Source organism: Actinocatenispora rupis (assembly GCF_016861975.1).
Taxonomy (GTDB): domain Bacteria; phylum Actinomycetota; class Actinomycetes; order Mycobacteriales; family Micromonosporaceae; genus Actinocatenispora; species Actinocatenispora rupis.
The window spans coordinates 77,649-98,687 of the sequence record NZ_BOMB01000044.1 but is presented as its reverse complement, the minus strand read 5'-3'; the positions used below and the strand labels follow the sequence as shown (position 1 = coordinate 98,687).

Annotated in this window: 19 protein-coding genes; 7 read left to right on the top strand and 12 right to left on the bottom strand. The window is 73.6% G+C overall.

The annotated features are described in order from the left end of the window. Positions 1-510 precede the first annotated feature (510 nt). The 9 genes from Aru02nite_RS32195 to Aru02nite_RS32155 all read right to left on the bottom strand — a co-directional run bounded on the left by Aru02nite_RS32195 (position 511) and on the right by Aru02nite_RS32155 (position 11,185). Positions 511-1,797, bottom strand: a complete 1,287-nt coding sequence (locus Aru02nite_RS32195) for a hypothetical protein (protein WP_203663984.1) — start codon at positions 1,795-1,797, stop codon at positions 511-513. A gap of 1 nt (position 1,798) precedes the next feature. Next, positions 1,799-2,401: a hypothetical protein gene (locus Aru02nite_RS32190; protein ID WP_203663983.1), complete on the bottom strand. Its 603-nt coding sequence runs from the start codon at positions 2,399-2,401 to the stop codon at positions 1,799-1,801. After that, a complete protein-coding gene (locus Aru02nite_RS32185; RefSeq protein WP_203663981.1) occupies positions 2,398-4,530 on the bottom strand; it encodes a hydantoinase/oxoprolinase family protein in 2,133 nt (710 codons plus the stop codon). The genes Aru02nite_RS32190 and Aru02nite_RS32185 overlap by 4 nt, the downstream gene beginning before the upstream one ends. 42 nt (positions 4,531-4,572) lie before the next feature. Further along, positions 4,573-5,949: an FAD-dependent oxidoreductase gene (locus Aru02nite_RS32180; RefSeq protein WP_239077079.1), complete on the bottom strand. Its 1,377-nt coding sequence runs from the start codon at positions 5,947-5,949 to the stop codon at positions 4,573-4,575. 13 nt (positions 5,950-5,962) lie between these two features. Then, positions 5,963-7,564: an FAD-dependent oxidoreductase gene (locus tag Aru02nite_RS32175; protein ID WP_203663980.1), complete on the bottom strand. Its 1,602-nt coding sequence runs from the start codon at positions 7,562-7,564 to the stop codon at positions 5,963-5,965. 12 nt (positions 7,565-7,576) lie between these two features. Then, complete coding sequence (locus Aru02nite_RS32170) at positions 7,577-8,632, bottom strand: LacI family DNA-binding transcriptional regulator (protein WP_203663979.1); 1,056 nt, start codon at positions 8,630-8,632, stop codon at positions 7,577-7,579. Further along, complete coding sequence (locus Aru02nite_RS32165; protein WP_203663978.1) at positions 8,629-9,408, bottom strand: SDR family NAD(P)-dependent oxidoreductase; 780 nt, start codon at positions 9,406-9,408, stop codon at positions 8,629-8,631. The genes Aru02nite_RS32170 and Aru02nite_RS32165 overlap by 4 nt, the downstream gene beginning before the upstream one ends. Positions 9,409-9,740: 332 nt before the next feature. Continuing rightward, a complete protein-coding gene (gene cpt, locus Aru02nite_RS32160) occupies positions 9,741-10,274 on the bottom strand; it encodes a chloramphenicol phosphotransferase CPT (protein WP_203663977.1) in 534 nt (177 codons plus the stop codon). A gap of 32 nt (positions 10,275-10,306) precedes the next feature. Then, complete coding sequence (locus Aru02nite_RS32155; protein ID WP_203663976.1) at positions 10,307-11,185, bottom strand: LysR family transcriptional regulator; 879 nt, start codon at positions 11,183-11,185, stop codon at positions 10,307-10,309. A 112-nt stretch (positions 11,186-11,297) separates the two neighbouring features. Between Aru02nite_RS32155 and Aru02nite_RS32150 the strand changes: the two genes are divergently transcribed. Further along, positions 11,298-11,582, top strand: coding sequence for a YciI family protein (locus tag Aru02nite_RS32150; protein ID WP_203663975.1), 285 nt, complete (start codon positions 11,298-11,300; stop codon positions 11,580-11,582). A 474-nt stretch (positions 11,583-12,056) separates the two neighbouring features. Here the strand turns inward: Aru02nite_RS32150 and Aru02nite_RS32145 are convergent, their stop codons facing one another. Then, complete coding sequence (locus Aru02nite_RS32145) at positions 12,057-12,635, bottom strand: TetR/AcrR family transcriptional regulator (protein ID WP_203663974.1); 579 nt, start codon at positions 12,633-12,635, stop codon at positions 12,057-12,059. Between the two features lie 271 nt (positions 12,636-12,906). Here Aru02nite_RS32145 and Aru02nite_RS32140 point away from each other — a divergent pair, with 271 nt between their 5' ends. The 4 genes from Aru02nite_RS32140 (at position 12,907) to Aru02nite_RS37370 (ending at position 17,785) form a co-directional block, all read left to right on the top strand. Next, positions 12,907-14,133: an MFS transporter gene (locus Aru02nite_RS32140; protein WP_203663973.1), complete on the top strand. Its 1,227-nt coding sequence runs from the start codon at positions 12,907-12,909 to the stop codon at positions 14,131-14,133. Between the two features lie 55 nt (positions 14,134-14,188). Continuing rightward, on the top strand, positions 14,189-15,631 hold the full coding sequence (locus Aru02nite_RS32135; protein ID WP_203663972.1) for an MFS transporter: 1,443 nt from the start codon (positions 14,189-14,191) through the stop codon (positions 15,629-15,631). Then, positions 15,591-16,328 (top strand): metalloregulator ArsR/SmtB family transcription factor, encoded by a 738-nt coding sequence (locus Aru02nite_RS32130; RefSeq protein WP_203663971.1) that lies wholly within the window; start codon positions 15,591-15,593, stop codon positions 16,326-16,328. The genes Aru02nite_RS32135 and Aru02nite_RS32130 overlap by 41 nt, the downstream gene beginning before the upstream one ends. 248 nt (positions 16,329-16,576) lie before the next feature. Next, complete coding sequence (locus tag Aru02nite_RS37370) at positions 16,577-17,785, top strand: L,D-transpeptidase (RefSeq protein WP_203663970.1); 1,209 nt, start codon at positions 16,577-16,579, stop codon at positions 17,783-17,785. A gap of 101 nt (positions 17,786-17,886) precedes the next feature. Here the strand turns inward: Aru02nite_RS37370 and Aru02nite_RS32120 are convergent, their stop codons facing one another. Both Aru02nite_RS32120 and Aru02nite_RS32115 read right to left on the bottom strand, forming a co-directional pair. Next, positions 17,887-18,159 carry a hypothetical protein gene (locus Aru02nite_RS32120; protein WP_203663968.1) on the bottom strand — a complete coding sequence of 91 codons (273 nt, stop codon included), beginning with the start codon at positions 18,157-18,159 and terminating at the stop codon, positions 17,887-17,889. Positions 18,160-18,188: 29 nt separating this feature from the next. Beyond that, on the bottom strand, positions 18,189-19,409 hold the full coding sequence (locus Aru02nite_RS32115; RefSeq protein WP_203663966.1) for a cytochrome P450 family protein: 1,221 nt from the start codon (positions 19,407-19,409) through the stop codon (positions 18,189-18,191). Between the two features lie 203 nt (positions 19,410-19,612). On the opposite strand from Aru02nite_RS32115, the gene Aru02nite_RS32110 reads away from it, so the two are divergent. Together Aru02nite_RS32110 and Aru02nite_RS32105 are read left to right on the top strand one after the other, a co-directional pair. Further along, positions 19,613-20,548, top strand: coding sequence for a helix-turn-helix transcriptional regulator (locus Aru02nite_RS32110; protein ID WP_203663964.1), 936 nt, complete (start codon positions 19,613-19,615; stop codon positions 20,546-20,548). A 74-nt stretch (positions 20,549-20,622) separates the two neighbouring features. Next, the gene (locus Aru02nite_RS32105; RefSeq protein ID WP_203663962.1) at positions 20,623-21,006 is read left to right on the top strand and encodes a pyridoxamine 5'-phosphate oxidase family protein; all 384 of its coding nucleotides are present in this window, start codon (positions 20,623-20,625) and stop codon (positions 21,004-21,006) included. Positions 21,007-21,039 lie beyond the last annotated feature (33 nt).

The following is a 21,039-nucleotide window of genomic DNA, read 5'->3' as shown; positions in this document are numbered from 1 at the left end:
CGTGCGCCATCACCTCATGAGAGGGCCGCACCGGGGAAAAGGATTCACCCCGATCCGGTACGGCGCGCAATCGGGAGGCGTCGCGCCCGCCCCGGTCGGTTCACCCGCGCGGTGCGCAATCGGGTGGCGTCGCGCCCATCCCGGTCGGTTCAGTGGCGCGGTGCGCGAGCTGCCGATCCGCGCCGGCGGTCCGCCGGTGGTACGACACGATGCGCGCGCCGGTGTGCCGGCTTGTTGTGGCGATCGGCGCGTCGCTGCGCGAGGCGACGGTGGGCGCGCACCTGCACGGTCAGCGGCCGCGCCGCGACGACGAGTGTCATTGGTCAACTGTTGAACAATTCAACTGTTGACCAATGAGACAATTGAACAACCTGCCATGGGGTACACGCGGCGTACGGGTTCGGCCTGGTCGAGCACACGTACGAGGTGCAACGCACCGCTGACGCCGCGCCGTCTTCCGGCCGTACCGCGGCGGTCCCGCCCGCGTACCCGGGCGGGACCGGTGTGCGGCTACAGGTAGAGCGCGGCGGTGAGGACGAGCCCGGCGATCCCCAGACACCAGGTGTACGGCAACGTCCGGGCCAGTACCCGCTGCGGCCGCACCCCCGCGTACTCGGCGCTCCAGACGGTCTGCGTGCTGGTCGGGTCCGACACCCCGAGAACCTGGTTGTACGACGACATCAGGCCGAGCACGCCCATCACCGGGTACACGCCGCCGGCGACGAGCACGCTGGCGATGCCGGCGCCGAGTCCGTAGATGTTGAACGGGCCGCGGTACAGGCAGAGCGGGGTGAGCAGGCCGAACACGAGTACGAACAGGATCGCGTTGTGCGGGCTGACGGCGGTGGCGATCGGTTTCAGGGCGTTGACGGCGCCGGGCAGCTGCACCGCGGTCAGCAGCATGCCGATCGCGATGAACAGCACGAGCGGCGGCGCCGCGACCTTGAACCCGTCGTACAGGGAGCGCAGGGCGCGGGTGGCCATCCGGCTCGGCCGGGTCGTCGTGACGAGCGCGTAGATCACCCCGACCAGCAGCGACGGGATGATCGGTACGTCGAGGCCGAGCGCCAGGACGATCGGCACCAGCGGCGTGAGCAGCGAGTACCAGGGGGCGTCGGCGGCGCGCCGGCCGGTCCGTGCGGGCCGGGCCGTACGCGGTGCGGTGCGGACCGCCCACGCGTGCTGGACGCCGCGCCGCCGCGACTCGATCAGGATGAACGCGACGGCGAACACCACCACGATCGGGAACATGTACAGCTGGAAGTGCCGGATCGTCTCGATCGGCAGCTTCAACGCCGTCGACAGGTACTGCCAGGACGCGAGCTCGAACGGGATGCCGGCGGCGACGCCGAACACGATGGTGCCGGCGGCCGTGACCGGCGGTACGCCGACGGCGATCATCGCCGGGATCCCGATGATGCCGGCGAGCATCGCCGCGGGCGCCGAGCCCGTCACCGCGCCGCACAGGATCGACACGACGAACAGGCCGAGCGCCACCACGTACGGGCGGTCGCCGGCGAACTCGACCGTCTTGCGTACCAGGGTGGAGGCGATGCCGGTCTCGCCCATCAGCGAGCCGAGCCAGGCGCCCAGCAGGATCGCGATCATCGTCTGCGCCAGCAGGACCGCGCCGTTCTGGAGTACGAGAGTGGTGACGCCCTTGTCGCCCATCAGCGGCGCGCCGGCCAGCAGGCCGATCGCGAACGCCATTCCGATGAGCGCGAATCCGGTCGGGAGCTTGCGGGTCAGCATGAGTACCACGCCGACCGCCATCACGGCGAGGATCGCGACAGCCATGTCAGGTCTCACTTCCGACGGGTGTCGAGGCAGGGACGTCGAGGTCGGCGGACAGCGCCGCGGAGATCAGCAGCGGGCTCGCCGCGAGCCCGCACAGCCGCCGGGCGAACGCGTGCGCGACGAGCTCGTCCGCGCCGAGTACGTGGCCGCGCAGGACGACGGGGCCGACGCGGAGCAGTACGTGGTCGAGGCGGCGCTTGAGCCGGGGGCCGTCGGCGCCGTGCAGCAGGTGGTGCGCGAGTTCGTGCGCGAGCGCGGCGTCGCGGACCGCACCCGGCGGGAACCAGGTACGCCAGCCGCGGCGCGTCACCTCCGCCTCGGCACGTACGACGGCGTCGGGGTGGATCCGCACCGTGGGCGGGCGCCCGCCGTACCGGGCCAGGGTGAGCGTGCCGGCGGCGATCCCGCCGGTCTCCTCGACCACGTCGAGCGCCAGCGCGGCCGCCACCTCGTCCACGGTGCGTCCCGCGTACCGGTCGGCCAGCTCGGCGCCGAGGTCCGCGGCGGTGGCCGACCAGCGGCGCAGCAGCGGTTCGGGGCGGCCCTCGTGGGTGGGCAGCGTGGCGAGCAGGCGCGCGCCGAGGGCGATCTCGTCGGCGCTCATCGCCGCACCTCGGTGATCGAGACAAGCGGTTCGTCCGCGGTGCGGCCGTCGAGTTCGGCCCGGGCCAGCGCCATGAGCTGGTCCTGCGTGGTGACGCCGGCCAGGTCCACGATGCGCGGGCCGACGAGCAGCCGCATCGCGGGCAGCTGCGAGCCGCCGTCGCCGTACGTGGTGTGCGCGGCGACCAGCTCGGTCAGCGTGCCGTACGCGGCGCCGACGGTGGTCTGCGCGATCACCGCGTCCGCGCTGTGCAGCCGTACGACGCCGTCCCGGTCCACGACCCGGACCGGCCGGTACGGGCGGATCCACCGGCCGAGCGCGCCGCCGCGGCGTACCTCGGTGCCGTAGACGGCGTGCGTGGGCGTCTCGGCGAGCAGTTGCACCTCGGCGGTGGGGCGGTCCAGGCTGTTCGCCGCGATCCGCTGTCTGTCCACTGTGGACTCACCGGTCTCGGCCCGGGTACGCATCTCGGTGGCGCCGGTCGCGACCGCGGTGACCGTGTTGGTCTGCGCGTCGACCGTGACGTCGACCTCGACGGTGGCGGGCGTGGCCCCCTGCGCGACGACCGCCTGCTCGGCCTCCGCCCGGACCGCGAGTACGTCCTGCTGGGACGGGCTCGGCACGATCCGTTCGACCGACTCGCGGACCAGCGCGAGCGCCACCCCGATCGGGCTGATCACCTCGTTGTGCGCGGCGATGCCGGCCGCGAAGCCCGTCACCGTACCGAGGAACGGTGTCACCGCGGCCGCGCCGCCGCCCCCGCCGACCAGCCGGAGCCCGCGCTTGTCCAGCCGGTACGCGGTGACCAGCTCGTCGACGACCTTCCGTACGTGTCCGGTGCCGGCGGCGAGCACCGCCCGCGCCGCCTCCGGCATCGTCGTACCGAGCAGCGCGGCGAGCGGGGCGAAGGCGAGCCGGGCCGCCGTGGGCTCCGCGTACGCGTGGTCGCCCTCCGGTACCAGGTCGAGAGCGTTGGCGGCGCAGGTCATCGTCAGCGCGAACCGGCCGCCGGCCGCGTCGAGGACCACGTAGTCGTCCGGGTCGCCGTCCATCGGCGCGACCGCCACCAGCTGCGGGTCCGCCAGCGCCGCCGGATCGGCGAAGCAGGCGTACTCCAGCCCGGCGATGTGCGCGCTGCGCGGCCCGACGTCGACGACCCGGCCGGTCCGGGCCCGTACCATCGAGCCGCCGCCGACCCCGACGGTCCGTACGTCGAGCGACGACAGGTACGTCTCGTGCCCGCCGACCTTCGCGTGCCGTACGACGACGGAGCCGCGGCGGATCACGCTGACGTCGGTGGAGGTCCCGCCGGTCTCCAGGAAGATCCCCTCGCTGACCTTCTCCGCCATCAGCGCGCCGGCGACCCCGGCGGCCGGGCCGGACAGGACGGTCAGCAGCGGCCGGCGGCGCATCTCGTCCAGCGACATGACGCCGCCGTCGCAGCGCATCACCATCAGCGGCGCGGTGATTCCGGCGTCGGTGATGCTGCGCTGCACCAGGTCGGCGGTGTCCAGCATGCGCGGCAGGATGCTCGCGTTCACCACGGCGGTACGGGCCCGCTTGCGCAACCCGTACAGCTTGGTGATCTCGTGGGTGGTGGTGGCCAGCAGCTCCCGGGTACGCGCCGCGTCGGCCACCGCGTCCTCGCCGGTGCCGTCGTCGACGCTGAACGCCTGCACGCCGACCACCACCTCGGCGCCATCCGCGCGTACGGAGTCGACCGCGGCGTCGGCGTCGCCGGTCGCCGGTGCGTGCGCGTACCGGAGGGCCAGGCGCTTGCCGGGGGCGAGTTCGATGCGGCCCAGCGACCGCAGCCGCCGGGTGAGCAGGCCCTCCAGCCCGCGCCCGACGCCGACCAGCCCCACGGTGGCGACGTCGCCCTCCAGCAGGGCGTTCGTCGCCTGCGTCGTACCGTGGGCGAGGAAGGTCACGTCGTCGGCGGTCGCGCCGATGCCGTCGAGGAGCTGCTCCAGCGCGTCGATGATGCCGCGGGCGACGCCGTCCGCGTGCCGGTGCGTGGTGCGTACCTTGACCTGGCCGAGAAGTACCAGGGTCTGCGCGTCGAGGGCCACCGCGTCGGTGAACGTGCCGCCGACGTCGATGCCGACCCGGATCCGGGATGCGGTCACCCGACGCCTCCTTCCGTCCAAGGTGGACTGTCGTGGATCGGCTCAGCCGACCGGAACGCCGAGGTACGCGCCCGCGGCGAGCAGTGCCTGCTGCAGGGCCGGTACGTCGAGCGCGCGCGGCGCGACCCCGTCCCGTACGGCCAGCGCGGCGGCGGTGCCGGCGGCCTCACCCATCGCGAACGCCGGCGGCATCACACGGATCGCCGCCAGCGCCTCGTGGCTCGCCGACACGCACCGGCCAGCCACCAGCAGCCCGTCCACGCCACGCGGGACGAGGCTGCGGTACGGAATCTCGTACGCGTTGGCGGTGCCGGCCGACTCGTCGACCCCGCCGCCGGACCCGGTCGGGTCGTGGATGTCCACCGGGTACGCGCACAGCGCCACCACGTCGTCGAAGTGCCGCCCGGACTGCAGGTCCGCCAGCGTCAACCGGTACTCGCCGACGATCCGCCGGGTTTCCCGTACGCCGACCGTGGTGGCGGTGTCGAGCAGCTCGCAGCGCTCGAACCCCGGCAGCTCCGCGCGGAAGAACTCGACGAGCTTGCGTACCTGGTCGCGGCCCTCGATCTCGGCGGCGGTCAGGTCGGCGACGTCGGTGCCGTCGCGGTGCAGCACCCGGCTGGTGTTGATGCGCCACACGCCCGGCCGCAGCGTCCGGTACATCCCGACGCCGCGGCGCGGTGCCGGGAACCGGCCCTCCCGCCGCGCCGTCGCCACGACCGACTCGTACGGGCGGCGGTCGGCGGGGTGCGACCGCACGTACTCCTCGACGACCTCGTCGTCGACGCCGGCGACCCGGAAGAACACCGTCATCGGCTGCACCAGGCCGTCCGCCTCGCGCCCGAACTCCGTCGGTACGCCCGCGGCGGCGGCCACGTCGCCGTCCGCCGAGCAGTCCACCGTGACGCGCGCCGGCAGCAGCGCGAGCCCGCTCTTGCTTGCCGCGACGACCCCGGTCACCCGCCCGTCGCGGACCACCGTGTCGGCCACGAAACTGTGCAGCCGCAACAGAACGCCGGCCTCCCGGCACATCTCGGTCGCGACCGCCTTCGCCGCCTCCGGCTCGAACGGCGTCACCTTGTCGTGCCCGTACGTGATGAACCCCGAGTAGGCGTCGCCGGCCCGGGTACGGGACGGGTGCAGCGCCCCGCCGACCGCCTCCATCCGCCGGACGAACTCGTCGAACACGCCGCGGATCAGCTGCTCGCGCCCGTCCAGCGAGTACGAGGTCATGCAGGGGCCGACGAGTCCGGCGGTCAGGTTGCCGCCGAGGAAGCCGTACCGTTCGATCAGGCGGGTGCGCGCCCCGGTGCGTGCCGCCGCGACCGCGGCCGCGACGCCCGCCGGGCCGCCGCCGACCACCTGTACGTCGACCTCGTCGTCGACCGGAATCTCCGTGCTGTACCGCAGTGTCGCCACGACCGCCTCCCGTTCAGTAGCCGCGTACGTCGGGCCAGTGCCGTTCGACGCCCGCCGCGTCGAGCACCCGGCCGAACTCCGCCGAGTGCGTCGCGTCGGCGTGCACCTGGTGCGGCGGTACGCCGTGCCGCAGGCAGTACGCCGCCAGTTCGCCGGCGACCTCGCCGACGTTCCACTCCACCGGATGCAGCCGGTAGCAGCCGTTGGAGATGTGCGTGGTGCCGATGTTCTTGCCGGCGGCGAGCAGGTTCGACTCCCGCCGCGGCAGCAGCGCGCCGAGCGGGATCTCGAACGGCACGCTCGCGATGTCGACGTAGTTGTCGCCGCCGGTCGACGGGTGCAGGTCGATGCGGTAGCTGCCGACCCCGACCGAGTCGGTGTACCGGGTTCCGCCGTACGGGCCGACCACGTCGCGCGCCACGTCGTTCTCGGTGACGGTGGTGAGCGCCCGGATCCGCCGCGACTCCCGCACGTACGCCGACTTCGCGAGGCCGTCGTCGGTGCCGACCACGTCGCCGCGCAGCCGCAGCCCCGGGTACCCGGTGCCGCCGTCCGGCCGCGGTGCCTCCGTCTGCAACCAGTACAGCACCGACAACGACAGCTGCTTCGCCTCCGCGTACGCGATCGCGGCGTCGTCGCCGAGCGGCGCCCGCAGCCAGTAGTCGTTGAGCGGCCAGTTGACGAGCGTGACGTCGGAGTCGAAGCTGCCGGGCCGGTGCAGCCCGCGCGCCAGGATCCGCCGGAACATCCACAGCTCCCGGTCGCCGGCGTTCGCGCTCTGGTCGGCGAGCACGGCCAGCGGGTCACCGTCCGGGTTCGGTACGAAGGTGCGCTCGACCGGCTCCAGCGTGCGCGGATCCGGTGCGGTGAAGCCCAACAGCGGCCCCGGCCAGAACTCCGGCGTGTACGACCGCCAGAAGTCGTACTCCGCCGGGCGGTCGATCACGTGGTGCTCGCCGTCGTGGTGCGACACCGCGAAGCAGTACGTGATGCCCTGCATGGTGTGCGGCTGCGCCTCGGCGGGCGCGTGCGGCTCCCCGTACTCGGACTGCGCCTCGGCGCCGGTCACGTGCTCGATGCCGGCCAGCGCCAGCACGTCACCCAGCTCGGTGGCGTCCAGCACGTACCGTGCGGAGACCGAGATGCGTTGCGCGCCAACGGTTTCCAGCGTCACCCCGAGCACCGTGCCGGCGTCGGTGTGCGCCGCCACCGGGCGGTGCCGCAGCAGTACGGTGAGCCGGCCGGACGCCCGGTGCGGCGCCAGCATCGCCTCGATCACCGCCAGCGCCACCCGCGGCTCGTGACACAGCTTGCTGACCCGCCCGGCGCCCGGGTTGAGCGCGGCCCACGACCGCGCCGCCGAGCGCATCGGGTACCAGCCCCGGTAGAAGTCGCGGATGCCCTCGCGGAGCCGCCGATACCGTGCGGTGCACCCGAACTGCTCGATCCACGGATGCTCGTCCGGCGGTACGGCCTGCGCCGTGAGCTGCCCGCCCAGCCAGTCCGTCTCCTCGCTGAGCACGACGCGCCGCCCGGCGGCGCAGGCCGCGAGCGCCGCCGCGACACCACCCAGGCCGCCGCCGACGACGAGTACATCCGTGTCCTGGTCGGGCATCTGGCCCCTTCCTCAGTGCTCGGGCGGCCGGGGCGGCGCGCCGACGGTCTCGCCCGCCAACGGGTGGCAGCCGAGTATCTGGCGGATCCGGGCTTCGGGCTCACCGGCGATCAGGCCGGTGAGCATGCGTACCGCGGCGCGGCCCATCTCGCGGCGGGGGATCGCGAACCCGCTCAGCGCCGGCAGCCCGGGGGAGCGCCCCACCCGGTCGCCGAGCAGCGCGAGCGAGAAGTCGTCCGGGCAGCGCAGCCCACCGGCCCGCGCCGCCGACTCGACAGCGGTCACGGCGATGTCGGTGTCGGTCTCCTCCGCCACGATCGCCGTCACGCCGTCCGCCAACCACGAACGCAGCCGCGCGGTGTCCACGTCACCGCCGTCGGTGCGCACCACGTCGGCACGTACGCCGGTGTCGGCCACGGCCGACCGCAGACCCGCCTCCCGGTCGGCGGACGCGGGCGCGTCGTCCTTCTCCCGCACGTACGCGAGGTGCCGGTGACCCAGCTCCGCCAGCCGGCGCACCACGTCCGCGGACGCCGACACGTAGTCGGCACCCACGTACGGCAGGCGCTCGCCCAGCTCGTCGTGCCGCCCGATGTACACCAGCGGGTACCCGTCGTCGAGGAACCGCCCCATCGCCTTCTCCGGTACGTGCCGGCCGAGGAACAGGCAGCCGTCCGCCAGCCGTACCCGGTTGAGCACGTCGGTCGCACCCTCGTACGCGCCGGAGGACGTGAACAGCAGCAGGTCGTACCCCTGCGCCGCCGCCTCCTCCTCGACCCCCACCAGGAACGGGTAGTACGAGTGCTGCACGTCGGTCGGGAACGTCGCGGTGAACGTGTACAACCCGAGCAGGTTGTTGGTACGGCGGGAAAGCCGCCGTGCGATCGGGTCCGGCACGTAGCCCAGCGACTCCGCCGCGTCCAGCACCCGCTGCCGCGTCTCGTCCGACAGCGCGACACCCGCCTTGTTCCCGCCGAGTACCAGGGAGACGGTGGGTTGGGAGACGCCGGCCAGCCGGGCGATGTCCGCCTGGGTGGGCCGGCTCGGTCGCCGCTCGTGGCGGGTCACCGCAGCATCGACCCCCCGTCGACGTCCAGCGCGGTGCCGTAGACGAACGGCGCGGCGGGCGACGACAGGAACAGGATCGCGGCGGCCATGTCGTCCGGGTGGCCCATCCGGCCCACCGGCAACCCGGCCGCGATCCGCTGCTTCAGCTCGTCCGACACGCCCTGGTGCAGCGGCGTGTCCGTCGGTCCCGGTACCAGCGCGTTGATCCGTACGCCGGTGCCCGCGAACTCCCGCGCCACCGACTTGACCAGCGACAGCACCCCGGCCTTGCTCGCCGCGTACGCCGCGTCGGCGATGAGGCCGCCGCCGCCCCGGAACCCGGCGTCCGAGGCGACCGCCACGATCGTCCCGCCGCGCCGCGGCACCATCTGCGCCAGCGCCGCCCGGACCACCGTGAACGAACCGACCAGGTTGACGTCCAGTACCCGGCGCCAGTGCTCGACGTCCTGCTCCAGCAGCGGCAAGGCCGTGATGACCGCGGCGGCGTGCACCAGATGCTCGACCGGCCCGTACCGCTCGGCGATAGCGTCGAACGCGGCGGCGACCCGCGCGGAGTCGGTGATGTCGACGGGCATCGCGACCGCGCCCGGCAGTGCCGCGGCGGAACGTTCGAGCAGCGGCGCGTTCGCGTCGAGCAGCACCACCCGCGCCCCGTACGCGTGCAGCGCGGTCGCGGCCGCCAGCCCGATCCCACCCGCCGCGCCGGTCACCACCGCGACCCGGTCGGCGAACCCGGACGAGAACGCGCGCCACGCCGGCTGTTCCTCGGACCCCATCAGATCCCCTTACTAATACGGATTAGCGGGAACCATAGGGCGACGTACGAACACTGTCAAGGGTGCGGAAACGGGCGCCGCTCAGCGCCGAAACCCGTCCGGATCGGCGAGATACCGGTCCAGGTCGGGATCCTCGTGCACCTCGTCGACCTCGTCGGCGATCGCCCATCCCGTGCCGAGCGCCGCCCGTGGTCCCCGCACGGCGTTCTCCGCCTCCCGCCACGGCCCCGGATCCGGCGGGCAAGACCGGTCCCCGGCGCTGCGACGTCGGTCCACAGTGGAGCTCGTACCGGCCGTCGAGCGTCGATTCCCCTGGTACGACCCCGATCGGGTCAGTGGAGGTGGCCGGCGATCGTACGGGCGCAGTCGATGGACTCGGCGCGCGTGGTGTCCACCTCCAGGTCGTACGTCACGCCGCGGTGCACCAGGTCGGCCTGCGCGACGGCCATCCCGGTCGTACGGTCGCCGCGGGCGATCTCGCGGCCGGCCGCGACCGCCGCGTCGCACCGTACGCCGACCCACAGGACGGTCAGGTCGCCGAGCGCGTCGCGCCAGCGGCCCTGCGAGTACGCGCCGCCGAGGAACACCTCGTCGACGACGACGCGGGCACCGGCGCGGGCCATCGTGGCGACCCCGGCGATCCAGGCCGCCTCCAACGTCCGGAACTCCGGCCCGACGGTCACCGCACCGTCCGGCGCGACGTCGATCCCGCCGTCCGACGACCGCATCGCCGCGGGCAGCGACTCGACGAACGTGTCCGTGCCGAGCACCAGCCACGGGCCCGGGAGTACGGACTGGAGGCACCGGGCGATCCCGGACTTTCCCGAACTGGAGCCACCGTTGAGCACGATCACCTGAGTGTCCACCGCGCCACCGTACGGCCCTGACGCACCCGTACTCAGGGGTTTTCGCACTCGGTCGGGCGTCGCCTGGTCAGGTCGACCAGGTGGGCGGCCCACGGGCCGTCGGTGAGCGCGGCGAGCGCCAGCACCTCGCGCGGCGGGTCGTCCGCGAACGGCACCCACACCAGCTCGGTACTGCTCGCCACCGCGTCGCGCGGCCGCAGCGCCACCAGGTCCGCCGCGGCCGACAGCGCGTGGACGAACAACGCGTGCCCCCGGTACTGCGCGACCTGAGTACGCGGGGTCCAGCCGTGTGCCGCCAGATGCGCGAGTACGGCGGCGGCGTAGCCGGGGGCGCGACTGTCGGGGAACCACAGCAGCCGGTAGCCCGCCAGCGCCGGCCAGTCGACCGCCGCACCGGCGAGTGGATGCCCCGGCGGGACGACCACGCCGAGCGGCTCCTCGCGTACCGGAAGGAGGGTGAGGCGGTCGTCGTCGACCGGGGGTCGGAGGATCCCGTACGCGAGGTCGCCGCGGCGCAGCAACTCCGCCTGCTGCGCCGAATCGTGCGGCTCGTAGGAGATGTCCGTACTGGTCCGGTGCAGCGCGGACCCGACCTCGGTGAGCAACCCCGTCGGTACGCCGGCGCACACGCCGACGCGCACCGGCACCGGCGCGTCGCGGGCGGCGGCCACGGCGGCGTCGAGCTCGGCGAGGGTACGGCGCGCGCCGGCGACGAACGCCTCGCCGGCCGGGGTCGGCGCCATGCCGCGCGGTCCCCGCCGGAACAGCGGTACCCCGAGGCGCTGCTCGACCGCGCGGATCTGCTGGCTGAGACTCGGTTGGGCGACCCGCAGCCGCCGGGCCGCCTCGACGGTGGTGCCGGCGTCGGCGACGGCCACCACGTACCGCAGGTGACGCAGCTCGATGTCCACGTACCCACGCTATAGGCGGTGGCTATGGCGCGGCGGCGGATCGGTCTTGGACACGCCCGGCCCGCCGCGGTTGCCTGGTCGGGGACACCACCGACACCGCGAGGAGACCCCCATGTTCCTGGTCACGCTGACGTACGAGCGGCCGCTGGAGGAGATCGACGCCCTGCTCGACGCGCACTACACGAACCCGGACGGGGTGTTCGCGCGCGGCCTGGTACGGCTCGCCGGGCGGCTCGAACCCCGTACCGGTGGGCTGATGGTACTGGCCGGGTCGCGCGCGGAGGTCGAGGCCGCGGTCGCCGCCGACCCGTTCGTCACGTCCGGGGCCGCGACGGCGACGATCGTCGAGTTCCACCCGACCCGGCTCGCCCCCACCGAGCAGTGGCCGACCCCCTGACCGTCCACAGTGGAGTCAAAGGGTCGGCGGTCGCGGCGGTGCGGCCTCGTCGCCCGAGCGCGCCGATCGCCGGAGCGGCGAGCGCGCCGGAACTCCGCCGCGCTGCAGTGCTGCCGGACCGCGGCGCGGATGCCCGCCAGCCACCGATGTGCTGTGGCTGCGCCGGACCACGGCAGCTGATGCCTGTCAGTCGCTGATGTGCTGCGGCCGCGCCGAATCTCGGCGCGGATGCCCGTCGGCCACCGGTGTTGCGGTCCTGCCGGACCGCGGCGCCGATGCTTGATGCGTTGCAGTGCAACGGATTCACGCTACGTCGCGCCCCGGACCGCGGCGCCGATGCTTGATGCGTTGCAGCGCAAAGGATCCGCGCTACGTCGCGGGCCGGTTCGGCAGCGGGACGTCGACGGGGTCGCGTGACGTGACCGGGCACCAGAGGTTCGTCCCAACGACCTACGGCAGAGCCGGGAGCGCGCGTCAGTGGCGCCGGGGCGTACCGGCGAAGGCGTCGAGCAGGTGCCGCAGCGCCCACCGGAAGTCCGACTCGTCGCCCGCCCGCGGGTGGTCGGCGCCGTGCCCGAGCGGGTGCGCGTTGAGCAGGTGCCCCAGCAGCAACTGCCACAGCACCCGGTACGCGCGCGCCGCGTCGCGGCCGGTCAGTCCGAGCCGGCGGAGCTGGGCGGTGGCGTGCGCGGCGAGGCGTTCGCCGCTGACCGCGACGGTGTCGCCGGCGGCGATGGCGGGCGCGCCCCACGGATGCTCGGTCAGGTACCGGTGGATCGCCTCCCACTGGCGCAGCGCCGCGGTACGTGGTGAGCGTTGGTCGGTGACCAGCGGGAAGCCGGCGGCGAGGTCCTCGCACAGCGCGGCGATCAGCTCGTCGCGCCCGGAGACGTGCCGGTAGATGGACGCCTGACCGGTGCCGAGCGACTCGGCGACGCGGCGCAGGGTGAGCTGGCCGAGGCCGTCGCGGTCGGCGATGGTCCGCGCGGCGGCCACGATCACGGTGCGGTTGAGCGCGCCGTACCGGGCGCCGCGGCTCGGTGTCGTCGGCATCACTCCATTGTTGCGAACGTTGTTCGCAGTGGCTAGCGTGGCCGATGCGAACGCCGTTCGCATTGAGGGAAGGAGACGGTTCGATGACGGTCACGACCGACGGGAGCCGGTACCCGGCGACCCGTCTCGGCGACCTCGGTGCGCCCGCGCCTGCCGACCGCGCAGCCGCCGGAACACCCGTGCCGCCACCGTTCTCGCGGGCGGTCGCCGTCGCCGCGCCCGCGTGGCGGCCCGTGATCGCCCGCCCCGACAGTCCGACGGGAGCCCGCCGGTGACCGCCGTCCGCTCCGACACCAGACCCGCGCCCGCCCGGTACCGCGTCGGCTACGGCACCGTGGCCGTGGCGTACCTGGCGTTGCAGGCGTTCGTGACCGTGCCCAGCCCCCTCTACCCGCTGTACGCGCAGCGCGACCACCTCTCGCCGTTCACCCTCACCGTCGCCTACGGCGCGTACGCGATCGGCGTGGCCGTCAGCCTCGTCCTCGCCGGCCACCTCTCCGACACGTACGGCCGGCGGCCGCTGCTGCTGGCGGCGCTGGGACTGGACACGGTCAGCGCGCTGGTACTCCTGGTCTGGCCGAGCCTGCCCGGCCTGTTCGTCGCCCGGGTCGTGTGCGGCCTCGCGGTCGGCGTCACCGGCTCCACCGCCACCGCGTACCTGACGGAACTGTTCGCGGCCCACCGCCCGGCGCACCAGTTGCACCGGGCGCAGCTGCTCGCCACCGCGACGGCGCTCGGCGGACTCGGCGCCGGTGGCCTCGTCGCCGGCGTACTGGCCGTCGTCGCCGCACGCCCGCTCGCCCTCCCGTACGCGGTGTCCCTCGGGGTGTTCGTGCTCTGCGCCGCCGCGCTGCTGCTCGTACCGGAGACGCGGCGCCGGGCGCGTCCGCTGCCGCCGTACCGTCCGCAGCGGCTCGCGTTGCCGCCGGGCGCCGCGGGCCGGTTCGTCGCCGCGCTCGCCGGGGTGGCCACCCAGTTCGCGGTGTTCGGGCTGTTCGTCGCGCTGGCCGGCACGGTGCTCGCCGCGCTCCACCACCGCTCCCCGGTACTCTCCGGCGCGACGCTCGGCCTGGTGTTCGCCGCCGGCGTGGCGTGCGCCGTGGTGACCGCGTCGCTGGCGTACCGGGCGGTCGTCCCGCTCGCCGTCGTGCTGCTGCTGGCCGGGCTGGCGCTGCTGGTCGTCGCCGTCTGGCTGCCGCACCCGAGCATCGCCGCGTTCCTCGCCGGCGGCGTACTCGTGGGTGCCGGGGGAGCGGCGCTGTTCCGGGCGAGCCTCGGCGTGGTGGTGGCGGTGTCCCCGACGGAGCGTCGCGCCGGCACGCTCGCCGCGTTCTTCCTGGCCGGGTACCTGGGCATGTCGGTACCGGTGGTCGGCATCGGCACCGCGCTGCTCTGGGTGCCGGTACGCGTGGCGCTGCTGGGTTTCGCGGCGGTGGCTGCGGTGGCGGCGCTGCTGGTGTGGCCGGTACTGGCCCGCGCCGACGGTCCGCGGCCTTGATCACATCGTTCCGCCAGGTCTTGCCTTTAAGGCTTGTTCTATAGATCTTTAGATTATGAGTGGAGAGAGTGAAGCGCGGCCGCGCCCCGGCTCCTGGGGCGAGCTGCTCGGCCGGCGGTACCGCGGGGTGACGGTCGTCCTCAGCGGCGGCGTCGCCCTGTACGCGGTGAACGTCTACCTGACCACGAGCCTGCTGCCGAACGCCGTCGACGAGATCGGCGGCATGAGCCTCTACGCCTGGGCGATGACCTCGTTCCTGGTCGCCTCGGTGTTCACGTCCATGCTGGTCAGCCGTACTGTCAACCGCCGCGGCCCGCGCCGGTCGTACTGGATCGCGCTGGCGCTGTTCGGGGTGGGCAGCCTGATCGCGGCGGCCGCGCCGGTGATGGCGGTCCTGCTGCTCGGGCGAATCCTGCAGGGGCTCGCCGGCGGACTGCTCGCCGGACTCGGCTTCGCCGTCGTACGGCAGGCGTTGCCGAGTCATCTGTGGCAGCGTTCGCTCGGGCTGATGTCGGCGATGTGGGGCGTCGGCAACGTCCTCGGCCCGATCCTCGGCGGACTGTTCGCGCAGTTCGGCCAGTGGCGCCTGGCGTTCGTCCTGCTCGCGGTCGCCTCCGGCGGGGTGGCGCTGCTGGTACGCCGGTCCATGCCGGCCACCACCGGCGGTGGCACCGCCGACCCGCTGCCACTGCCCGCGCTGGTACTGCTCGGGCTGAGCGCGGCTGCGGTCAGCGTCGCGTCCGTCGTGTCCGGCCGGCTGCCCGCCGTGGCGCTGATCGTCGTCGCCGCCGTACTCGTCCTCGCGTTCCTGCTGCGCGAACGCTCCGCGTCGGCCACCGTGCTGCCCGACGTCACGTACCGTCGCGGTACGCCGCTGAAGTGGTTGTACCTGAGCGTCGCGGTACTCGCGGTCGGCTCCACCGTGGAGACGTTCCTGCCGCTGTTCGGGCAGCGGGTCGGGTCGCTGTCGCCGCTGCCCGCCGGGCTGCTCGGCGCCTCGCTGTCGTGGGGCTGGAGCATCGCGCAGATCGTGTCCAGCGGGCTGACCGGGCCGCGGATCGCGCGGCTGCAACGCATCCTCGGCCCGCTGCTGCTCGCCGCCGGCCTCGCCGGGTACGCGGTGCTCCAGGCCGCCGACCCCGGACCCGTACGGATCGTCGGCTGGTTCGCGGTACTGCTGGTCGCCGGCAGCGGCATCGGCATGGCGTTCGCGCACTGGATCCCGGCCGCGATGCGCATCAGCCCGGACACCGCCGAGAGCAGCAAGGCCGCCGCCGGCGTCAACACCACCCAACTGATCAGCAACGCGTTCGGATCCGCGCTGGCCGGCCTGCTCGTCGAACTCGGCGGTCCCGGCGTGCTGGGCTCCGCCCGCCTGCTGACCGGCGGGTACGCTGCGCTGAGCCTGGTCGGCGTACTGGTGACCGTCGTCGCGCTGAGGACCGCAAGGAGGACCCGTGAGTCCGCACCACGAGAGCGCGCGGCCGCGACCGTCTGAGCCGACCGGCGACCCCGGGACCGCCGACCCGACGGACCGGCCCTGGCTCGACACCCCCGTGTACGAGCAGCTCAGCCGGCTGGGCAAGGCGCTGTCGAACCCGGCCCGGCTGCGGCTGCTGGACCTGCTGCTCCAGGGGGAGCACACGGTCGAGGAGCTGGCCGCGGCGTCCCGGATGACGGTGAAGAACACGTCCGCGCAGCTGCAACTGCTGCGCGCCGTCCAGCTGGTGACCACCCGGCGCGACGGCGTCCGGATCCACTACCGGCTGGCCGGGCCGTCGGTGGTGGAGTTCATCGGGCGGTTCCAGGGGTTCGCCGAGCAGACCCTCGCCGACCTGCACGTCGAACTGACCAGGCTGTGGTCGCAGCCGGGCGGCATGGAACGGCTGTCCGTCGACGAGCTCCGCGAACGGTTGGCGCGCGGCGGCACCGTCCTCGTCGACGTACGCGAGCGGGACGAGTACGTGCGGGGGCATCTGCCCGGTGCGGTGTCCGTACCGCTGGCCGAGCTGCGCGAACGCATGGCCGAACTGCCCGCCGACGCCGACGTCGTCGCGTACTGCGAGGGTCCGTACTGCTTCGCCTCGGCACACGCCGTGCAGTACTTCGCGGCGGCGGGGCGGTCGGTGCACCGCATCGACGGCGGCCTCGCCGAGTGGGTACGCAGCGGCGGCGACCTCGTACCCGAGGAGTGAACGGCCCCGGGGAGTGAAGGGTTCCGCGGAGCGGGCGGCCGCGGGGACCGAGCCCGCGATCCGGACGGCGCGGTGGATCGGGGATCTCCGGTGGGCCGCATCCACCGGGTGGCTGACTCGGTTGGTCCCCGGAGCGGTGGATTCACCGACGGTCGTGGTCCATCCGTGACCGGGACGGGCGACCCTGATGGGTGCCGAGTCGTCGCTACCGGCGGAGCGGCAGGGGAGGCAGCGGTGGCGGACGTCGGGTGGTACGCGGGTTCGGGGCACTGGCCGTGGTCGTGGTCGCGGCGGCGGGATGCACGGCGTCGGGCGGTGGATCCGGCGGGTCGGGCGGGCCGCACGAGCCGGCAGCGGCGGCGGTCATCAGTACGAGCGTCACGGCGACCAGCGGCGTGAGCCCGGCGGCGCCGGTGACGGTGACGGTCTCCGGCGGCCGGCTCACCCGGGTCACGCTCGCCACCGCAACGGGTACGGCCGTCGCCGGCACGCTCGCCCCCGGCGGTACGTCGTGGTCGGCCACCGGCCGCCTCGCGTACGGCACGGCGTACACGTTGTCGGCGCTGGCGACGAACGCGGACGGCAAGCCGGTGCGTAAGAGGGCCACGTTCACTACCGTCAAGCCGTCGAACTACACCCTGCCGTACCTGCAGCGCACGGGCGGGTTCGCGCTGCACAACGGCGCGACGTACGGGGTGGGGATCGTGCCGGTGGTGCACTTCGACGAGCACATCGCCGACCGGGCCGCCGCCGAGCAGGCACTCGTGGTCACGACCAGCCCGCACGTCGACGGCTCCTGGTACTGGGTGGACGACCAGAACGTGCACTGGCGGCCCGAGTCGTACTACGTGCCCGGCACCCGCGTCACCGTCGCCGCCAGGGTGTACGGCGTGCGCGTCGGCTCCGGGCTCTACGGCCAGGCCGACCGCACCGCCAGCTTCACCATCGGCGCCAAGCACGTCGCGGTCGCCGACGACAGGACCCACACCGTCCGGGTGTACTTCGGCGACAAGCTCGTCCGCACCATGCCGACGTCCATGGGCCAGGGCGGGTACGTGCAGGGCAGGAACGGCTCGATCTCGCTGTGGACCATGTCCGGCACGTACACGGTGCTGGACCACGGCAACCCGGTGACGATGTCGTCGGACAGCTACGGCCTGCCCGCCAACTCGCCGTACGGCTACGGCGCCGAGTCCGTCTACTACGCGACCAAGATCAGTACCGACGGCATCTACCTGCACGAGCTGGACACGACCGTGTGGGCGCAGGGCCACCAGGACGTGTCGCACGGCTGCCTCAACCTCAACCAGAGCAACGCCCAGTGGTACTACGACAGCTCGCGGATCGGCGACGTGGTACAGGTCGTGCACACCACCGGGCCGAGGATCGAGCTGTGGCAGAACGGCGACTGGAGCGTCCCGTGGTCCACCTGGCAGCGGCACAGCGCCCTGCACTGACACGTCGGCACTGACGCACGTCGGCGGTGGGCACGGGGCACCCGTACGGCTCCGCCCGGGGTGGGCGGGTGGCCTGCCGTACGGGTGCCCCGGGCTTGCGGTCAGTCCTCCGGTGCGCGCTGCTCGGGCAGCCGCCGCAGGTGCCGCGCCGGTACGTCGACGCGCCGGTGCTGGTGGCGCCCGTCCGGCCCGATCAGGTAGCCGTCGAGGCGCAGCCAGTCGGGTATCGGCGACGGGGCGGCACTCACGATCCGGTAGGGCTGTTGCTGGTGCCAGGGTGGTAGGGCGACGAGGTCACCGGCGGTGGGCGTCGTCGCGGTCGGTTCGGGGGACTGCTGGTCGGGCGTGCGGTCCAGCACGCCGTGGGTGTCCACGGGCGTTCACTCCTGCAGGTACGGGTCGGTCAGGATGCGGTGGTTCCGAGGGTCGCGGGCAGCGACAGGGGGCCGATCGTGAAGAACGACGGCGAGTACGGGATGGTGTCGGGGTCGATGGCGAGCCGCAGGTCCGGCACCCGCCGGTACAGGGAGGCGAGGGCGATCCGGCCCTCCAGCCGGGCCAGCGGCGCGCCGATGCAGTACCGCGGGCCGTGGCCGAAGCTCAGCGTGTCGGTGTGCGGCCGGGTGACGTCGAACCGGTCCGCCGTGTCGCCGTACTTCGCCGGGTCCAGCCCGGTCGACTGGTACACCACGCCGACCGCGTTGCCCTTCGGTACGGGCACCCCGGCGACGGTCACGTCGGCGAGCGTGTACCGGAAGCTCGTCATCATCACCGAGTGCCGGTAGCGCAGCGTCTCCTCGACAAGGTCGTCCCACCGGTCGCCGGCGCGGACCAGGTCGAGCTGGTCGGGATGCGCGGCCAGCGCGACGATCGCGTACCCGAGGAGGTGCACGGTGGTCTCGTGGCCGGCGACGAGCATCAGCCACAGCACCCCGACCAGTTCGTCGGTGGTGAGCTTGTCGTCCTGGTCACGGGCCGCCACCAGCCCGGACGTCAGGTCCGCGCCCGGCTCGCGCTGCTTGCTCGCCACCAGGTCGTGCAGGTACGCCATCAGCGCGGTCTGCGTCGCGAACGCCTGCTCCGGCGGCGTGGTGTGCGCCAGCAGCGTCGCGGTCCAGCCGCGCAGCCGGGCCCGGTCCGCCTCGGGTACGCCGAACAGCTCGCAGATCACCGCCATCGGCACCACCTCGGTGTACGCCGGCACCAGGTCGACGCCGTCGCCCGCGGCGACCACACCGTCGAGCAGCTCGTCGACGATCTGCTGGATGCGCGGCCGCATCGCGTCGACCCGGGCGGGCGTGAACGCCTTGCCGACGAGGCCCCGCAGCCGGCGGTGGTCGACGCCGTCCCTCAGGGACAGGTGGTCGCCCTCCACGATCGCGCGGAGCGGCCAGTCCGCCGGGATGGACCCGTCGTGCAGCGCCGGCCAGTGCTCCGGACCCCGGGCGAACGTACGGTTGTCGCCGGCGAGGATCTGGCGCACCGCCTCGTCGGTGAGCGCCAGGTACGCGGGGACACCGCCGGGGAACTCGACCTCGACGACCGGCGCGGTCTCGCGCAGTCGCAGGCACGTGTCCAGCGGGTTCTCGCCGGGAGCGGGGAACGGGGGCAGGCTGGTCGTCATGTGGTCCCCTTTGTGAACGTCTCCGGCGGTACGGCCCGCGCCGGTACGACCGAGTATCCCGACATACCGGTCGGCGCGGACAGAGCCGGACGCCGATCCCGCCTCCTACCGAAAGTTCGCGGCACGAAAACGCAAGTCCGCCGGGAAACCGGACAAGAATGACACCCTGGCACGGGCACGAACGGCAGCGGCGGAGGCAGAGCATGCGGTACCACTCCTGGACCACGACCGACACCGGCGCGTGGCGGGACCTCTCGGACAGCATCCTGCCGATGGACCACCGGTTCCGTACGCCGGGGACGTGGCGGGCGGACCTCACCGCCCAGGAGACCCCCACGTACCGGCTGCTGCGGTGGGTGCAGCACGGGGACCGCACCGCGGTGCGTACCCCGAGGCACATCCGGCGGGTTCCCGGCGACGAGCACTACTGGCTGGTCATCCCGCAGCGCGGCGTCTACACGGTGCGGCACGGCGACGACGAGACCCGCACCCCGCCCGGGTACGCGTCGGTGATGGGCATGGACGAGGCGTGCCAGCTCGTCATCCCCGACTCGGAGGCACACGCGATCCAGGTACCGCGCGGCGAACTCGACCGCAACCTGCGCCCGCGCCGCCCGCTGCGGCTCGTGGTCGACATGGAGACCGGCTTCGGCCGCGTCCTCGACTCCCTCGTACGCAGCGTGCACGCCGAGCGTGACGCGCTGAGCGGGCACGAGTTCCTGGCCCTGTGCGACCGGATCACCGAACTGTTCAGCCTGATGGCGACGCGCGACCCCCGGCCGTCGTCCGGGCATCTCGGCGAGGTCGCCGAGGTCGTCCGCCGGTACGTGCGCGAGCATCTCGGCGCCGGCAAGCTGCCGCTGACCACGGTCGCGCGCGAGCTCGGCTGGTCGCCACGACACCTGCGTACGGCGCTGCAGCAGGCCGGTACCACGTACCGGGACCTGCGGCACGAGGAGACGCTGCGGGCCGCCCGGGACATGCTCCAGGACCCGGCCTGCGCGGACCTCGGCGTCGCCGACATCGCCGCCCGCAGCGGCCTCACCGCCACCTGGTTCGCCTCCGCCTTCAAGGAACGCTACGGCGAGAGTCCCCGCGAGTTCCGGCGTCGCCGGTTCGCCACCCGGCCGGCCCGCTGACGGTCGCACACCGGCCGGCCCGGTCGGGTCCTCCGCCCCTACCGGCGACCCGTCGGCGCGGCCAGCATGGACGCATGGCTGGCGGTACGGCGGGGCCCACCGTGACGACGCCCCGGGCGCTGAACCGGGCGGGGTGCCTCGCGCTGCTCGGTACGGCCCGGATCGGGCGGCTCGTGTACACCCGCCACGGCCTGCCCGCCGTACTCCCGCTCGGCTTCGCGCTCGCCGGCGACGCCGTCGTGGCCCGCGTCGACCCCGACCTGCTCGCCGACGTACGCGGCAGCGTGGTGGCCTTCGAAGTCGACGTACTCGACGGCGAACCGCCCGGCGGCTGGTGGGTGACGCTCGTCGGTCGGGCCGGGCTGGCGGAGGGGCCGGCACCGTGCTGGCCGGCCGGTCTCGCCGGCTGCGGCCTCCGGATCCCCGCCGAGGTGATCTCCGGTTTCCGCGTGCCCTGACCGGGTGATACCGCCCACCGTGCGGCGCGACGG

Excerpts from the sequence above, each read along its gene's own strand:
- Aru02nite_RS32115 (WP_203663966.1), bottom strand. The coding sequence starts at position 19,409 with ATGACGACCAGCCTGCCCCCGTTCCCCGCTCCCGGCGAGAACCCGCTG.
- Aru02nite_RS32195 (WP_203663984.1), bottom strand. The coding sequence starts at position 1,797 with ATGGCTGTCGCGATCCTCGCCGTGATGGCGGTCGGCGTGGTACTCATG.
- Aru02nite_RS32135 (WP_203663972.1), top strand. The coding sequence starts at position 14,189 with ATGAGTGGAGAGAGTGAAGCGCGGCCGCGCCCCGGCTCCTGGGGCGAG.
- Aru02nite_RS32165 (WP_203663978.1), bottom strand. The coding sequence starts at position 9,408 with ATGGGGTCCGAGGAACAGCCGGCGTGGCGCGCGTTCTCGTCCGGGTTC.
- Aru02nite_RS32190 (WP_203663983.1), bottom strand. The coding sequence starts at position 2,401 with ATGAGCGCCGACGAGATCGCCCTCGGCGCGCGCCTGCTCGCCACGCTG.
- Aru02nite_RS32145 (WP_203663974.1), bottom strand. The coding sequence starts at position 12,635 with ATGCCGACGACACCGAGCCGCGGCGCCCGGTACGGCGCGCTCAACCGC.
- Aru02nite_RS32110 (WP_203663964.1), top strand. The coding sequence starts at position 19,613 with ATGCGGTACCACTCCTGGACCACGACCGACACCGGCGCGTGGCGGGAC.
- Aru02nite_RS32150 (WP_203663975.1), top strand. The coding sequence starts at position 11,298 with ATGTTCCTGGTCACGCTGACGTACGAGCGGCCGCTGGAGGAGATCGAC.
- Aru02nite_RS32175 (WP_203663980.1), bottom strand. The coding sequence starts at position 7,564 with ATGCCCGACCAGGACACGGATGTACTCGTCGTCGGCGGCGGCCTGGGT.
- Aru02nite_RS32105 (WP_203663962.1), top strand. The coding sequence starts at position 20,623 with ATGGCTGGCGGTACGGCGGGGCCCACCGTGACGACGCCCCGGGCGCTG.